Here is a 13,893-nt window from a genome sequence, read left to right as displayed (position 1 = left end):
GGGCCGGTTCGCCGAATTCAGTCAGGAACGATCATGATGAAGACAATGGTTGCGGCCTTGATGGCCGCGGCGTCCTGCGTCGGGGTGGCGCAGGCGCGGACGGGTGTCGAGGCCGACAGGGCCGCGCCGGTCCTCACGCTCGATCAGGCGGTCGCGGCGGCGGGCGGGGCCGCTCCGGCGACCCAGGTGGCCCGGGCGGCGATCGACGCCGCCCGCGCGGCCCGCGATGTCGCCGGGCTGCGTCCCAATCCGGTGGCCCAGGGGCAGGTCGAGAATATCATCGGCTCCGGGGCCTTTCGCGGCCTGCGCAGCGCCGAGACCACCGTTGGCGTCGCGGTTCCGATCGAAACGGGCGGCAAGCGCGGCGCGCGCGTCGCGGTCGCGGGAGCGCAGCTGTCGCGGGCCGAATTACAGGCGGCGATCACGGCGGCCGATATCCGCGTCCAGGTGACCCAGCTCTATGTCGAGGCGGTCGCGGCCGAGCGGCGGCTGGCCACCGCGCGCGACCAGGTGCGCATCGCGGGCGACGCGCTGCATGCCGCGTCGATCCGGGTGCAGGCCGGCCGGGCCTCGCCGCTCGAACAGCAGCGCGCCGATGTCGCGCGGGTCAATGCGGCGGCGAATGCCGAACGCGCGGGCCGTCTGGCGCAGGCGGCGCGGACCAACCTGGCGCGCAGGATCGGGCAGCCGGTCGACGGATCGCTCGACGACGGGCTGCTCGATCGCCTGCCGGTGCCGATGATCGGGCCCGACGCCCCGGTCCGCGTCGCGGGCACGCTGGCGATGGCGGCGGCGGATGCCGATCTCGCCATCGCGGAGGCGGGGGTCCGGCTGGCGCGCGCGAACCGCGTGCCCGACCTGAACATCGGCCCGGCGCTGCGGCGGCTGTCGGCGACGAACGACACCGCCGCCGTCCTCAGCGTCTCGATCCCGATCCCGGTCTTCAACAATGGCCGCGCCGCCATCGCCGAGGCGACCGCGCAGCGCCGCCAGGCCGAGGCGGTCCGGCGCGTGACCGCGCTCGACGTCGAACAGGCCGTCACGGACGCCCGGGCCGAGGTCGCCAATGCCGCTACGATGGCGCGCGCGGCCTCGGGACCGGCGCTGACCGCTGCTCGCGAAGCCGCGCGGATCGCCCGCATCGGCTATCGCGAGGGGAAGTTCGGCCAGCTCGACCTGCTCGATGCCGAACGGACACTCGCCGAGACCCGTCTGGCGGCGATCGACGCGCTCGCCTCCTATCAGAACGCACGCGCACGGCTGGAGCGGTTGACCGCCCCCGTGCCCAATACCGGGGATCATTTCTGATGCGCTCCATTGCATTGACGGGTGCGGTGACGCTCGTGCTGCTGCTCGCCGCCTGCGGGCGCGGCCCTGACGCCGCCATTCCTGATAACAGCAGCCCGAATGCCTCCAGCCCTGACACTGGCAGCCCGCCGACGGGCCATGCGGACGACGGCACCGTCACGCTGTCGGGGGACCAGATCGCCGCCGCCGGTATCCAGATCGGGCGTCCGGTCGTCGGCGGCACGGGAACGATCGATCGCCCCGCGACGGTGGAGGGCGATCCGCAGGCGATGCAGGTCGTCTCCGCCGCCATTGCCGGCCGGGTCGTGGCGCTCACCCGCAATCTCGGCCAGACGGTGGCGCGCGGCCAGACCCTGGCCGTCATCGAAAGCCGCGAGGCGGCGCAGCTCAAGGGCGAGGTGCAGGCGGCCCGCGCCCGGCTCCAACTGGCCAATGCGAACCTTGCGCGCGAACAGCGGCTGTTCGCCCAGCGCGTCTCGCCCGAACAGGATCTGGTCGCGGCGCGCACCGCCGCCACCGAAGCGCGCATCGCGCTGGCGCAGGCACAGAGCCAGGTCGCCGCCGCCGGCGGTGGCGGCGGCGGGCTCAACCGGCTGGGCATCGTCGCGCCGCTGTCGGGGCAGGTGATCGCGCGGCCCGTGACGCTGGGCCAGACGGTCGCGGCGGACGCGGAACTCTATCGCATCGCCGATCTGGCCCGGGTGTCGCTGTCGTTCAGCCTGCGACCCGAAGAGGCGGGCCGCATCCGGCCGGGCGATCGCGTGACGGTGACCGCGCCCGGCCGCCGCGCCACCGCGCGGATCGGCTTCGTCTCCCCCGCGCTCGACCCGCAGACACGGCTCGTGCCCGTCATCGCGACGCTGGACAACCGGGCGGGCGCATGGCGGGTAGGCGAACCCGTCACTGCCTCGGTCCAGCTCGCCGGCAGCGGCGATGCGGGCGGCGCGGTCCGCGTGCCGACCACGGCGGTGCAGACGGTCGACGGCCGCAGCGTCGTGTTCGTGCGGACGGCGCGCGGCTTTCGCGCCACCGCCGTGACGCTCGGCGATGCCGCCGGAGACAGCGTCATCATCCGCGCCGGCCTGACCGGGGCGGAGCGCGTCGCCACCAATGGCAGCTTCACCCTGAAGGCCGAGCTCGGCAAGGGTGAGGCGGAGCATGAGGACTGAGCCATGATCGCCCGCATCGTCACATGGGCGGTCGAGAAGCGCTGGCTCGTCCTGCTCCTCACCGCCATCGCCGCCGTGATCGGCATCTGGTCGCTGTCCAGGCTGCCGATCGACGCCGTTCCCGACATCACCAACAACCAGGTCCAGATCAACGTCCGCGCGCCCGCGCTCTCGCCCGAACTGGTCGAGAAGCAGGTGAGCTTCCCGATCGAGACCGCGCTGGCCGGGATTCCCGGCCTCGACTATACCCGTTCGCTGAGCCGCAACGGCTTTGCGCAGGTCACGGCCGTCTTCTCCGACGCGACCGACATCTATTTCGCCCGGCAGCAGGTGGGCGAGCGGTTGCAGGGCGTCGGCGAGACGCTGCCCGCGGGGATCACGCCTGAAATGGGGCCGATCTCGACCGGGCTGGGCGAGGTCTACATGTACACCGTGCGTCTTCAGCACCGCGCGGACGACCGGCATCGGCCGGGCGAGCCGGGCCAGCAGCCCGATGGCAGCTATATCACGCCCGAAGGCGAGCGGTTGACCAGCGAGGAGGACAAGGCGACCTATCTGCGCACCGCGCAGGACTGGATCGTCACCCCGCTGCTCAGGACCGTGCCCGGCGTCGCCGGGATCGACTCGATCGGCGGCTATGCCAAGCAATATCTGGTCGTGCCCGACGTCCAGCGGCTCGCCGCGCTTGGCCTGACGCTGACCGATCTCGCCACCGCGCTGGAGCGCAACAACACCAGCGTCGGCGGAGGCTTTGTCAGCCGCAATGGCGAGGGGCTTGCCGTGCGGTCGGACGCGCTGATCCGCAACACGAACGAACTGGCGCGCACGGTCGTCGCGACGCGCCGGGGCGTGCCGATCACGCTCGACCAGGTCGCGACCGTGCGGGCGGGGCAGGCGGTGCGGATGGGATCGGCGTCGGAGAATGGGACCGAGGTCGTGGTCGGCACCGCGATCATGCGGATCGGCGAGAATAGCCGCGCGGTGGCGACCGCGGTGGCCGATCGGCTGCGGTCGATCAATGCCTCGCTGCCGCCCGATGTCGTCGTGCAGCCGGTGCTCGATCGCACCGCGCTCGTCAACGCGACGATCGCGACCGTGGCGCGCAACCTGAGCGAGGGCGCGCTGCTGGTCGTGGTGGTGTTGTTCCTGCTGCTCGGCAATGTCCGGGCGGCGCTGATCGCGGCGCTGGTCATTCCGATCACGATGATGATGACCGGCTTCGGAATGCTGCGGCTGGGCGTCTCGGCCAATCTGATGAGCCTTGGCGCGCTCGACTTCGGCCTTATCGTCGACGGGGCGGTCATCATCGTCGAGAATGCGCTCCGGCGGCTGGCGGAGCGCCAGCATGGCGCGGGACGGATGCTCTCGCTCCCCGAACGCCTGGCGACCGTCGCGGCGGCGGCCCGCGAGATGATCCGGCCATCGGTGTATGGGCAGGCGATCATCGTCCTCGTCTATCTCCCGCTGCTCACGCTGACGGGGGTCGAGGGCAAGACCTTCGTCCCGATGGCGCTGACCGTCATCCTGGCACTGGGCTTCGCCTTCGTCCTGTCGGTCACCTTCGTGCCCGCGATGATCGCGATCGGGCTGTCCGGCAGTGTGGAGGAGAAGGACGGCCGCATCGTCTCCTGGCTGAAGCGGCGCTACGCACCCGGGCTGGACCGCGCGATGCAGCGGCCGACGATCACGATCGGCGCGGGCGTCGCCAGCCTCGCGGTGGCGGCGCTCGCCTTCTCCAGCCTGGGCCAGGTCTTCCTGCCGCAGCTCGACGAGGGCGACCTGCTGATCCAGGCGCTGCGCATCCCGGCGACCTCGATCGAGCAGAGCCAGGCGATGCAGGCGCCGATCGAGCGGATGATCGCGAAACAGCCCGAGGTGCGGCTCGTCTTCTCCAAGACGGGCACCGCCGAACTGGCGTCCGATCCGATGCCGCCCAACGCGACCGACATGTTCGTGATCCTCAAGCCGCGCGACCAATGGCCCGATCCCGGTCTCGACAAGGCGGCGCTGGTCGAGCGGCTGGAGACGCGGCTCGCGCGCTTTCCCGGCAATGCCTATGAGATCACCCAGCCGATCCAGATGCGGTTCAACGAGCTGATCGCCGGGGTGCGCGGCGATATCGCGGTGAAGGTGTTTGGCGACGATTTCGCCACCATGAACCGCACCGCCGCGCAGATCGCGGGCGTGCTGCGCGGGACCAGGGGCGCGGTCGATGTGAAGGTGGAGCAGACGGCGGGGCTGCCGATGCTCGACATTCGCGTGAACCGCGATGCGATGGCGCGGCTGGGCGTCACCGCGCAGGACGTGCAGGACACCGTGACCGCGACGATCGGCGGCCGGACCTCGGGGACGATCTTCGAGGGGGATCGCCGCTTTCCCGTGGTGATCCGGCTGTCCGATGCCCAGCGCGCCGATCTGGATCGGCTGGCCCAGATCCAGGTGCCGGTGGCGGGCGGCGCGTTCGTGCCGCTGTCCAGCGTCGCGGACCTTCGCATCGTCGACGGACCGAACCAGATCAGCCGCGACAACGGCAAGCGCCGGGTCGTCGTCCAGGCCAATGTGCGGGGCCGCGATGTCGGCTCGGTCGTGGCCGAGGCGCAGGCCGCGATCGCGCAGCAGGTGCGCCTGCCCGCTGGCAGCTATCTGCAATGGGGTGGCCAGTTCGAGAATCTGCAATCCGCCGGCGCGCGCTTGACGCTCGTCGTCCCGGCCTGCGTCTTTCTCATCCTGCTGCTGCTCTACGGGGCGCTCGGCACGATCCGCGATGCGGCGATCGTCTTCACCGGCGTGCCGTTCGCGCTGGTGGGCGGCGTATTGCTGCTGTTCGCGCGGGGGATGGACTTCTCGATCTCGGCGGCGGTCGGCTTCATCGCGCTGTCGGGTATCGCGGTGCTGAACGGCCTGGTCATGGTCAGCGCGATCCAGGACCTGATGCGGTCCGGCATGGCGCGCGCCGAAGCGGCCCGTGCCGGCGCGATGCAGCGCCTGCGCCCGGTCGCGATGACCGCGCTGGTCGCGAGCCTGGGCTTCGTGCCGATGGCGCTGGGCCATGGTGCCGGGGCCGAGGTGCAAAAGCCGCTCGCCACCGTGGTGATCGGCGGGCTGATTTCGGCGACGCTGCTGACCCTGTTCGTCCTGCCGACCCTCTATGCCCGGTTCGGCCAGCCGCATCCGCGCGACGAGGCGGACCGGACGTCCGTTCCCGATCACCAGACCGAGGTTCTTCAACCATGATCATCCGCATCACCCGCGTCCCCGACGCGATCACCATCCACCCCGTCCCGTCGGCCATGGCGCGGACGGCCGGAATGCGGCAGAATGCGCGGTGGTTCGAGGGCCATCGCGTCTTCTCGGACGCCACGCCGCAGGGAGGTCGCTAATGGCCCATGATCATGCCGCCGCCGGTCACGCCCATGACCACACCGCCGGGGCGAATGCCCGGATGCTCGGCTGGGCGCTGGCGCTGACATCCATCTATCTGGTCGCCGAAGTCGTCGGCGGCATCGTCTTCAACAGTCTGGCGCTGCTGTCCGACGCCGCGCACATGATGACCGACGTCGCCGCGCTGGTCATCGCGCTGCTGGCGCTCAAGCTGGGAGGCAAGGCCCCCGACGACAAGCGGACCTTCGGCTATCGCCGGTTCGAGATTCTGGCGGCCGCGTTCAACGCGGTGCTGCTGTTCGGCATCGCGATCTATGTCTTTGTCGAGGCGATCCGCCGTTTCAGCGATCCGCAGGAGATCCAGTCCTGGGGCATGATGATCGTCGCCGCGATCGGCCTGCTGGTGAACATCGTCTCGATGCGCCTTCTGACCGCGGGCAAGGAGGCGAGCTTCAACGTCAAGGGCGCGTATCTGGAGGTCTGGGCCGACATGATCGGTTCGGTCGGCGTGATCGCGGGGGCGGTGCTGATCCGCCTGACCGGCTGGACCTGGATCGATCCGGTCGTCGCGGTGGCGATCGGCCTCTGGGTGCTGCCGCGCACCTGGATCCTGTTGCGCGACACGACGAACGTGCTGCTGGAGGGCGTGCCCGCCAATCTGCGGCTCAACGACGTCCGGGCCGCCATCGCGGCGGTGCCGGGGGTGGCCGGGCTGCACGACCTGCACGTCTGGTCGATGGCGAACGACGATGTCAGCTGTACGGTCCATGTCACCCTGGACGCGGGCGCGGAGGCCGATGCCGCGCGCCGGGGGGTGACCGCGATGCTGGCCGCGCGCTTCGGCATCGGGCATGTCACCGTCCAGACCGAAGCGGCCGGCGAGCCCTGTGGCGACGGACAGACGACCCATCCCTGATCGCGCCATGACCGGATAGGCGGGCATGGTCGGCGTGGTCGGCATCGCGCGACAATAGCCCGTTTATTCAACGCGACACGGGCAGCTTTTCATAACAGGCATTGGAGTGGTCGAGCAGCGCCGCGATCGCTTCGGCGGTTCCTGCGATCGCCTCGACCAGCGAATAGGTCGCGCCCGCCTGCCAGTGACAGACGACGGGTCGGGTCATGCCGATCACGCTGCCCGCCATCATGCGATAGCGCAGCTCGGGGTCTGGCGCGCGCGCGCGAAACGCGTCGGCCCCGGCCAGCGCCAGCGCGCACAGCCATTCCAGGCGGAGTTGCCGGTCGAACTCCGACGAACGCAGCGACGCCGAACCGCCCAGCAGGGCCGCGAAGGCACGCATCGCCCCGCGATGCTGCTCGCAATAGACGGCGGTCTCGGTCAGCGCGGCCAGCACCGCCCGATGCGGCGGATCGCCCCGGTCGAGCGCATTTTCCAGCGCGCACTCGAACGCGCTCACCTCGTCGGCCGCGGCATAGACGATCAGGTCCTTGCGCGGGAAATAGCGGAACACGGTCCGCTGGGTGACGCCGGCCGCCTCCGCGATGCGGATCGTGGAGACCGCGTCATAGCCTTCATCGCCGAACAATCGCATCGCGGCGTCGACGATGCGCTGGCGCACCGTGGCCTTCGCCTTTGCGCGGACACCCATGGTGCCGGTCTCTCGATCCTTCATGCCCGCCCTCCTGCGACCGGCCGCCTTCATCTTCAAGGCGCAACCGCTGATCGCCTCCAGAAAATCTGTCAGTGACTGACATAAAATGTTCACGAGGCGGATCTAGGGGCGGCGGCGAAGGGGGAGGGCACGATGCATTCGTGGACGGTTCGACTGGCCTGGGCCGCATTCGGGGCGGCGTCTGTTGCTACGCTCTGGGGGGCGAGTGCCGCAATGGGCGGTGGGCTGGCCATGCTCGATACTGTGGCGACGCCCTTTGGCGGCCATGTCGGCTATCTGGGCACCCATGTCCCCGATCTCGTCGCCATCCTGCCGCCGCCGCCCGCCCCGGCATCGCCGCAGGCCGCAGCGGATGACGCGTTCTTCCTGAATACCCGCGCGCTGGCGGGGACGCCGCGCTGGACCGTCGCGATCGCCGATATCCAGACCAGCGGCTATGGGCGCTTTGCCTGCGCCACCGGCATGGACCTGCGCCCCGGCATGGTGCCGGCGCTCGACCGGCTGACCGCGCGCATGGCCATGGACGCGCTGGTCATGGGGCTGGCCAAGAAGAGGTTCGCGCCGCGCCCGCGCCCCTTCAAGGCGCATCCGGGCGCGCCGGTCTGCGATCATGTCACGTCCGATCTGGACACGACCTATGACTATCCCTCGGGCCATGCGACGCGCGGCTATGCGACGGCGCTGGTCCTCGCCGAGCTCATGCCCGACCGCGCCGACGCGCTGCTGGCCCGGGGGCGCGACTATGCCGAGAGCCGTGCGATCTGCGGCGCGCACACGCAAGGCGCGGTGCGCGCCGGGATGCTGGCAGGGGCGGCGCTGGTCGCGGCCGAGCGCGGCGATCCCGGCTTCCGCAACGATCTTCAGGCCGCGCGCGTCCAGTTGTCGGCGCTGCGCAGGCCGTCCTCCACGCCGCCCGCCTGTCCGGCGGCCTGACCCTTTCACCAACCCTCCCACACTCCCATTCGAAGCAGGATCCGATCCGATGAAGACGTTCGCCATGACTTTGCTTGCCGCCACCAGCCTGTCCTGTTCGGCCGCCGCCCTCGCGCAGCAGACGCCGCCGCCGGGGCAGGCCGACCATGAGGGCGATGCGGCCGCCCCGGCGCCCGGTACGATGAGACCGGACGACACAAGGCAGGACGATGTCGTTGTTACAGGAGAGAAATTCGGCCGTACGCTGAAGGATACCGCGACCAGCGTCACCATCGTCTCGGCCAGGGAGATCAGCGGGCTGGCGGCGGTCACCAGCCGCGACCTGCTGGACACTGTTCCCAACGTCAATCGCGCGGGCGCCGATGGCCGCTTCGCCATTCGCGGCATCACCTTCGACAACATCACCGGCGCGGGCTATGGCGCGCTCGGTACCATCTATGTCGACCGCGTCAGGCTGGGCGACAAGGCGACGCGCTTCGGCCCGGACCTTTTGTTCGACGTCCGCGCGGTCGAGGTGCTGCGCGGGGCGCAGTCGACGCTGCAGGGCCGCAATGCGCTGGCGGGGGCGATCTACATCACCACCAACGACCCCGGTTTCGATTGGGAAACGGCGGTCCGGGCGCGTTATGCCTCGGGGCAGGATTCGGACCTGGCGGCGCTGATCGGCGGCCCGATCACCGACAGGCTGGCCTTTCGCCTGACGGTCGAGAAGCATGACCTGGGCGGTTTCGTCGATGATCCGACGCTGGGGCACAAGACGCAGTTCCAGGACGATCTGCAACTGCGCGGCAAGCTGCTCTGGGAGCCCGCCGCCAATCTGAAGGTCCATCTGACCGGCAGCTACGCCGATGTCCGGCGCTATGACTCGCCGTCCGACACGCGGGTGCCGGGCGCGGACGGCCTGCTCCCGCGCAGCCCGTCGACCGCGCTGAACGTCGAACAGGGGATTCCGGGCGTGGCCTCGGGCGATCGTCGCGTCACCTATATGAACATTCCCGGCTTCGATCATGACAAGGTCGGGCTGGGCGGCGTGTTCGTCGACTGGACGGTCAGCCCCGCGCTGACCCTGACCTCCGAGACGAGCGGCCAGGTGGGCACCAATTTCAAGCAGCGCGACGGCGATGGCGGCTATTTCACCTATTCGCCATCGGCCACCAGCTTCGCGGTCGTCGCGCCGGCGGGCTTCACCGGCTATTTCCCGCGCCTTGCGGGGAGCACCGCCAAGGTCGATCCGATCCAGCAGCAATATCAGCGCTTCTGGATGGTCGCGCAGGAGTTTCGCGCGAAATATGACGCGGGTGGGCCGCTGCGCCTGCTGGGCGGGGTCTATTACACGCATGAGAGCCGCCGCCAGTTCGACTATTCGCAACTGATGTTCCGCAACGTGTCGTCCACGGTCGGCGGCCTGTTGCGCCAGGCGGGGCTGCCCGCGGCGACGGCGGGCATGGTGGCGCGGCTCTATCCGGCCGATGTGCCCGTCTATTCGATCCAGACCGCGCCGATCGATGTGGACAATATCGCCGCCTATGCCGAGGCCGAATATGACGTGACCCCGCGCCTGACCCTGGATGTCGGCGCGCGCTATGACCGCGAGTGGAACACATCGGCGTCGCAGGCCAATGGCGGGGTCATCGGCCTGCCGGGCACGGCCGGTCTGCCCGCGGCGCTGGCCGGGGTGGTGACGACGGTGAACAAGGCGCTGAGCCCGTTCAGCGGCACCATCTCCAGCATCCGCGTGCCGCAATCCTTCGACGCGGTCCTGCCCAAGCTGAGCCTGCGCTGGAAGATGACCGATGCGGTGACCGTCGGCGCGACCGCGCAGCGCGCCTATCGCGCGGGCGGCGTGTCGCTCAACCCCTCGCGCCAGCTCGTCACCACGCTGAAGCCCGAATATACCTGGAATTACGAGCTGTTCACCCGGGCCGCGCTGTGGAACGGACTGCTGACGCTGGACGCCAACGCCTTCTACACCGACTGGCGCGATCTTCAGGCCAGCATCAACCTGTCCAACAACCTCGCCGACCAGATCGGCGTGAATGCGGGTCATGCGCGTATCTATGGCTTCGAGGCGTCGGCCCGGCTGCGGCCGGGAGCAGGGCTGGGCTTCGACGCGGGCGTGGGGTATGCCGATACGCGCTTCCTGTCGTTCGACGCCACCCTGCCGCCGGTCGTGACGGGGCTGGGCATTCCGATCGATGTCCGCAACCTGACCGGGCTGGCCGGCAAGCGCTTCGCCTTCGCCCCGCTCTGGTCGGCCAGCGGCACCGCCTTCTGGCAGAATGACAGCGGTTTCGTCGCCAGCGTCAACGTCAACTACCGCGCCAGCAGCTATAGCGGGATCAGCAGCGACCCTGCCTATCGCAACGATCCGCGCACGCTGGTCAATCTCAGCCTGGCGCAGACGATCGACCGGCTGACGCTCAAGCTGTTCGCGCGCAACCTGTTCGACGTCGATTATATCACCTCGAACACCCCGGCGCAGCCGCTCTACGGCGAACCGCGGAGCATCGGCATCGAGGCGGGGCTTCGCTTCTGATGGCGGCGGTCGACCATTTCATCCTGGGTGCCGCCATACCGGCGGCACTCTTCCTGGCGATCGCGGTGGCGCTGATGGTGCTGGCCATGCGGGGCAGGGGGCGCCCCGGGCGGTGGGGCACCTGCGTCTCCGCGCTGGGCGCGGCCTGCCTCGCCTTGTCGTTCGGCTTCGTCGCGGTGATGGGGGCAATGCTATGATCCGGCGATCCCTGATGTGCGGGCTGGTGGCGTTGCTGCTGCTGTTCGCAGGCGTGGGCGCGGGCCCGGCCATGGCGTGGGACGGCACGACGCATATGCGGATCACCGAGCTGGCGATCGGCGAGGTCCGCGACCCCGCGCTCAAGGCGTTCCTGCGCCGCCACCGCGACGTCGTGCTGACCGCCGCCGACTTTCCCGACTGGGGCCATCACCTCAAGCCGCATGGCGATGTGCTGCATCTCCGTTGGCCCGGTGCGGTGTGGGAGCATATCCGCCGCCAGGGCAGCGCCGCCCATCCCGCGCTGATCGCGCAGGCGATGGGTGCCTGGGCGCATGTCGCCGAGGACCGGATGCTCGACGCCACGCTCAAGGCCGCGGCGTGCGAGGTCGGCGAGTGCACCCGCGACGACATGGAACTGGGGCTGCTGGTGCCGTCCTTCTTCCCCTATGCGCGCGACCATCGGATCGTCCAGCCCGACGCCGATATCGCCGCCATCTATGCCGAACAGCGTTATTTCGGCGATCCCCGGCTCGACGCGCGGACCTATCCCGGCACGATCGCCGAGGATATGGGCGCGCTGGAGGTCGGGCGGCGCAAGCACAAGCTGCTGTCATGGCTGACCGGCGACTGGGCGCGCCGGGCCTTCCCCTGGAGCGCGGCCAATGTGCGGACCGCACCGGGCGGGCTCCAGGTCGAGGCGGCTGCCGTCGCGCGGGGGTGGGAAGCCGACTGGGCCGCGCTGCATGGGCGGGCCGCGCCGATCCTTGTCGCGACGATACCGGCGGAGGGCGGCCATCTGGCATCGCTCGACCCGCGCTCGGCCTTTGGCCGGATTCTCGTCCTGTCCCGCCGGATCGTCGACTTTACCCGCCTGCCGCCCGTGACGTTGACCGATGCGAAGGGGCAGGCGATCCCGGTCCGGTTGCGGCCCTATATCCCGGAATCGGGCGCGACGCCCGACTTCGCGTTCCTGGTCGTGTCGGCACGGCCCTGGCAGAAGGGCGAAGGCTATACGCTGACCGTTCCCGCCGCGCCCGGCCGTATGGACGCGCCGATGGTCGTGCATTTCACCGGGCAGGACGGTTCGGGTTTCGCACCGCCGGTAAAAGCCACCTCACCGCTCTGGCGGTTCGGGCTGTTCCTGTTCGGGATCGTCGGCGGGGTGGGCATGCTGCTGCTCGGCGCGCCGTCCTGCCTTCAGCGGATGGGCCGGCTGCGCCGTCCGGGCATCGGCGCGCAGGTCACGCGTGCGGTCGGCGCGGTGCTGCTGGGGGTCGGCGTTTATCTGCTGGTCACCGATGGCGAGAGCGTCATCGCCTTCCTGCGGGTGCACCACTGAGGCAGGAAGGGCAGTGGCGGTCGTGGCCGTTATCGGCACGCCGCCGATGCCCTCCGAGATGCGGTCCTCATGCCCTTGATGGCCCGGACATCCTGATATCCGGGCCATCCGGGCGGACGGCAGGGGGCATCCCCGACCGCCGCGCCGCGATCAGGCGGCCAGCAACTCGTCGGCGGGGCCGAAGAATTCATAATGGATCCGGTCGGCGGGCACCCCGGCCAGCGACAGCGCCGAGACCGCCGCGCGCAGGAACGGGCGCGGACCGCAGATATAATAATCCGCCGCATCGACCCGCGTGTTCGCGACCAGCCATTCGCTGGTGATCAGGCCGGCCTCGTCATAGTCGCGGCCCGCCACTTCGTCGGCCAGCGGCGTCTGGTGGAAATCGGTGACGGTGATCGCCCCCGATCCGGCGGCGAGCGCGCGGACATGATCGCGCATCGCATGGGTGTCGCGGTCATGCGTGCCATGGACATAGTCGACGGCGAGCGCCGGGTGCCGCTCCACGATGGTCTCCAGCATCGCCACCATCGGGGTCAGCCCGACGCCGCCCGACAGCATCACGATGGGCCGTTCGGGATTGTCGGCGAGGAAAAACTCCCCGGCAGGCGGCGAGACCCGGAGGATCGTGCCGGGCTTCGCCTGGTCGTGCAGCCAGCCCGAGGCCAGACCCAGCGGCTCGCGCTTGACCGAGATGCGATAGAATTCGCCGTTGGGCGCATTGGAGATCGAATAATTGCGCTTGATCGGCGGGTGGCCCGGAATGGCCAGCCAGAAGGTCAGATACTGGCCGGGCTTGTGCCGGATGACGCCCCGCCCATCGACCGGCCGCAGGATGAAGGACGAGATCACGCTGCTCTCGCGGATCACCTCTTCGACGCGGAAATCGCGCCAGCCCGTCCAGCCGCCCTCGGCATCGGCGAGGTCGTGATAGATGCGCCCCTCCCGCGCGATCAGGATATTGGCCAGGAACCAATAGGCCTCGCCCCAGGCGGCGAGAATCTCGTCGGTCGCGGCCTCGCCCAGCACATGGCGGATCGCGCCGAGCAGCGCCTCGGCGACATAGGGGTAATGTTCGGGCAGGATCTGCAATCCGACATGCTTCTGCGCGATCCGCTCGACCGCGGGGGCCAGCGCGCCCAGATTGTCGATATTGGCGCCGTAAGCGAGGATGGCGGTCGCCAGCGCGCGCGGCTGCGACCCGGCATCGCCGTGATGCGACTGGTTGAACAGGTCACGGATGTCGGGATTCTGGAACATCCGGCTATACATCTCGCGCACGATATCGAGGCCATGGACCTCGAGCGCCGGGACCGTGGCTTTGACGAGCGCGATCGTGCGCTCGCTGAGTGGCTGTGACATCAACGTCTCCTTTTGACAGCAATGGAAAGTGGA

Annotated in this window: 11 protein-coding genes; 9 read left to right on the top strand and 2 right to left on the bottom strand. The window is 69.7% G+C overall.

Annotation, left to right across the window (positions count from 1 at the left end):
• Window positions 1-36 precede the first annotated feature (36 nt).
• The 5 genes from RN629_RS14445 to RN629_RS14425 are packed head-to-tail and all read left to right on the top strand — an operon-like array spanning window position 37 to window position 6,774.
• Complete coding sequence (locus tag RN629_RS14445) at window positions 37-1,308, top strand: TolC family protein (protein WP_407035864.1); 1,272 nt, start codon at window positions 37-39, stop codon at window positions 1,306-1,308.
• Window positions 1,308-2,477 (top strand): efflux RND transporter periplasmic adaptor subunit, encoded by a 1,170-nt coding sequence (locus tag RN629_RS14440; protein WP_407035845.1) that lies wholly within the window; start codon window positions 1,308-1,310, stop codon window positions 2,475-2,477. Before RN629_RS14445 ends, RN629_RS14440 begins: the two co-directional genes overlap by 1 nt.
• Window positions 2,478-2,480: 3 nt before the next feature.
• Window positions 2,481-5,711: an efflux RND transporter permease subunit gene (locus RN629_RS14435; protein WP_407035844.1), complete on the top strand. Its 3,231-nt coding sequence runs from the start codon at window positions 2,481-2,483 to the stop codon at window positions 5,709-5,711.
• Entirely contained in the window at window positions 5,708-5,857 is a 150-nt protein-coding gene (locus RN629_RS14430) for a hypothetical protein (protein ID WP_407035843.1), read from the top strand. The genes RN629_RS14435 and RN629_RS14430 overlap by 4 nt, the downstream gene beginning before the upstream one ends.
• On the top strand, window positions 5,857-6,774 hold the full coding sequence (locus RN629_RS14425) for a cation diffusion facilitator family transporter (protein ID WP_407035842.1): 918 nt from the start codon (window positions 5,857-5,859) through the stop codon (window positions 6,772-6,774). Before RN629_RS14430 ends, RN629_RS14425 begins: the two co-directional genes overlap by 1 nt.
• Window positions 6,775-6,841: 67 nt before the next feature.
• Here RN629_RS14425 and RN629_RS14420 read toward each other — a convergent pair whose 3' ends face one another.
• On the bottom strand, window positions 6,842-7,492 hold the full coding sequence (locus RN629_RS14420) for a TetR/AcrR family transcriptional regulator (protein ID WP_407035841.1): 651 nt from the start codon (window positions 7,490-7,492) through the stop codon (window positions 6,842-6,844).
• 231 nt (window positions 7,493-7,723) lie between these two features.
• Here RN629_RS14420 and RN629_RS14415 point away from each other — a divergent pair, with 231 nt between their 5' ends.
• From RN629_RS14415 to RN629_RS14400, 4 genes are read left to right on the top strand one after another with little or no spacing between them, the layout of a single operon-like run.
• Complete coding sequence (locus tag RN629_RS14415; RefSeq protein WP_407035840.1) at window positions 7,724-8,425, top strand: phosphatase PAP2 family protein; 702 nt, start codon at window positions 7,724-7,726, stop codon at window positions 8,423-8,425.
• A 49-nt stretch (window positions 8,426-8,474) separates the two neighbouring features.
• Entirely contained in the window at window positions 8,475-10,961 is a 2,487-nt protein-coding gene (locus RN629_RS14410) for a TonB-dependent receptor (RefSeq protein WP_407035839.1), read from the top strand.
• Window positions 10,961-11,158, top strand: coding sequence for a hypothetical protein (locus tag RN629_RS14405; RefSeq protein WP_407035838.1), 198 nt, complete (start codon window positions 10,961-10,963; stop codon window positions 11,156-11,158). Before RN629_RS14410 ends, RN629_RS14405 begins: the two co-directional genes overlap by 1 nt.
• A complete protein-coding gene (locus RN629_RS14400) occupies window positions 11,155-12,498 on the top strand; it encodes a hypothetical protein (RefSeq protein ID WP_407035837.1) in 1,344 nt (447 codons plus the stop codon). Before RN629_RS14405 ends, RN629_RS14400 begins: the two co-directional genes overlap by 4 nt.
• A gap of 150 nt (window positions 12,499-12,648) precedes the next feature.
• Here the strand turns inward: RN629_RS14400 and hmpA are convergent, their stop codons facing one another.
• On the bottom strand, window positions 12,649-13,860 hold the full coding sequence (gene hmpA / locus RN629_RS14395; RefSeq protein WP_407035836.1) for an NO-inducible flavohemoprotein: 1,212 nt from the start codon (window positions 13,858-13,860) through the stop codon (window positions 12,649-12,651).
• Between the last annotated feature and the right edge of the window lie 33 nt (window positions 13,861-13,893).

It is taken from the genome of Facivitalis istanbulensis (assembly GCF_040560405.1).
Lineage (GTDB): Bacteria > Pseudomonadota > Alphaproteobacteria > Sphingomonadales > Sphingomonadaceae > Sphingomonas > Sphingomonas istanbulensis.
The sequence above is the reverse complement of the archived record's forward strand: the minus strand, read 5'-3'. Positions and strand labels throughout refer to the sequence as shown.

Coding starts and splice junctions, on each gene's coding strand:
- RN629_RS14445 (WP_407035864.1), top strand. CDS start 37: ATGAAGACAATGGTTGCGGCCTTGATGGCCGCGGCGTCCTGCGTCGGG.
- RN629_RS14440 (WP_407035845.1), top strand. CDS start 1,308: ATGCGCTCCATTGCATTGACGGGTGCGGTGACGCTCGTGCTGCTGCTC.
- RN629_RS14435 (WP_407035844.1), top strand. CDS start 2,481: ATGATCGCCCGCATCGTCACATGGGCGGTCGAGAAGCGCTGGCTCGTC.
- RN629_RS14430 (WP_407035843.1), top strand. CDS start 5,708: ATGATCATCCGCATCACCCGCGTCCCCGACGCGATCACCATCCACCCC.
- RN629_RS14425 (WP_407035842.1), top strand. CDS start 5,857: ATGGCCCATGATCATGCCGCCGCCGGTCACGCCCATGACCACACCGCC.
- RN629_RS14420 (WP_407035841.1), bottom strand. CDS start 7,492: ATGAAGGATCGAGAGACCGGCACCATGGGTGTCCGCGCAAAGGCGAAG.
- RN629_RS14415 (WP_407035840.1), top strand. CDS start 7,724: ATGCTCGATACTGTGGCGACGCCCTTTGGCGGCCATGTCGGCTATCTG.
- RN629_RS14410 (WP_407035839.1), top strand. CDS start 8,475: ATGAAGACGTTCGCCATGACTTTGCTTGCCGCCACCAGCCTGTCCTGT.
- RN629_RS14405 (WP_407035838.1), top strand. CDS start 10,961: ATGGCGGCGGTCGACCATTTCATCCTGGGTGCCGCCATACCGGCGGCA.
- RN629_RS14400 (WP_407035837.1), top strand. CDS start 11,155: ATGATCCGGCGATCCCTGATGTGCGGGCTGGTGGCGTTGCTGCTGCTG.
- hmpA (WP_407035836.1), bottom strand. CDS start 13,860: ATGTCACAGCCACTCAGCGAGCGCACGATCGCGCTCGTCAAAGCCACG.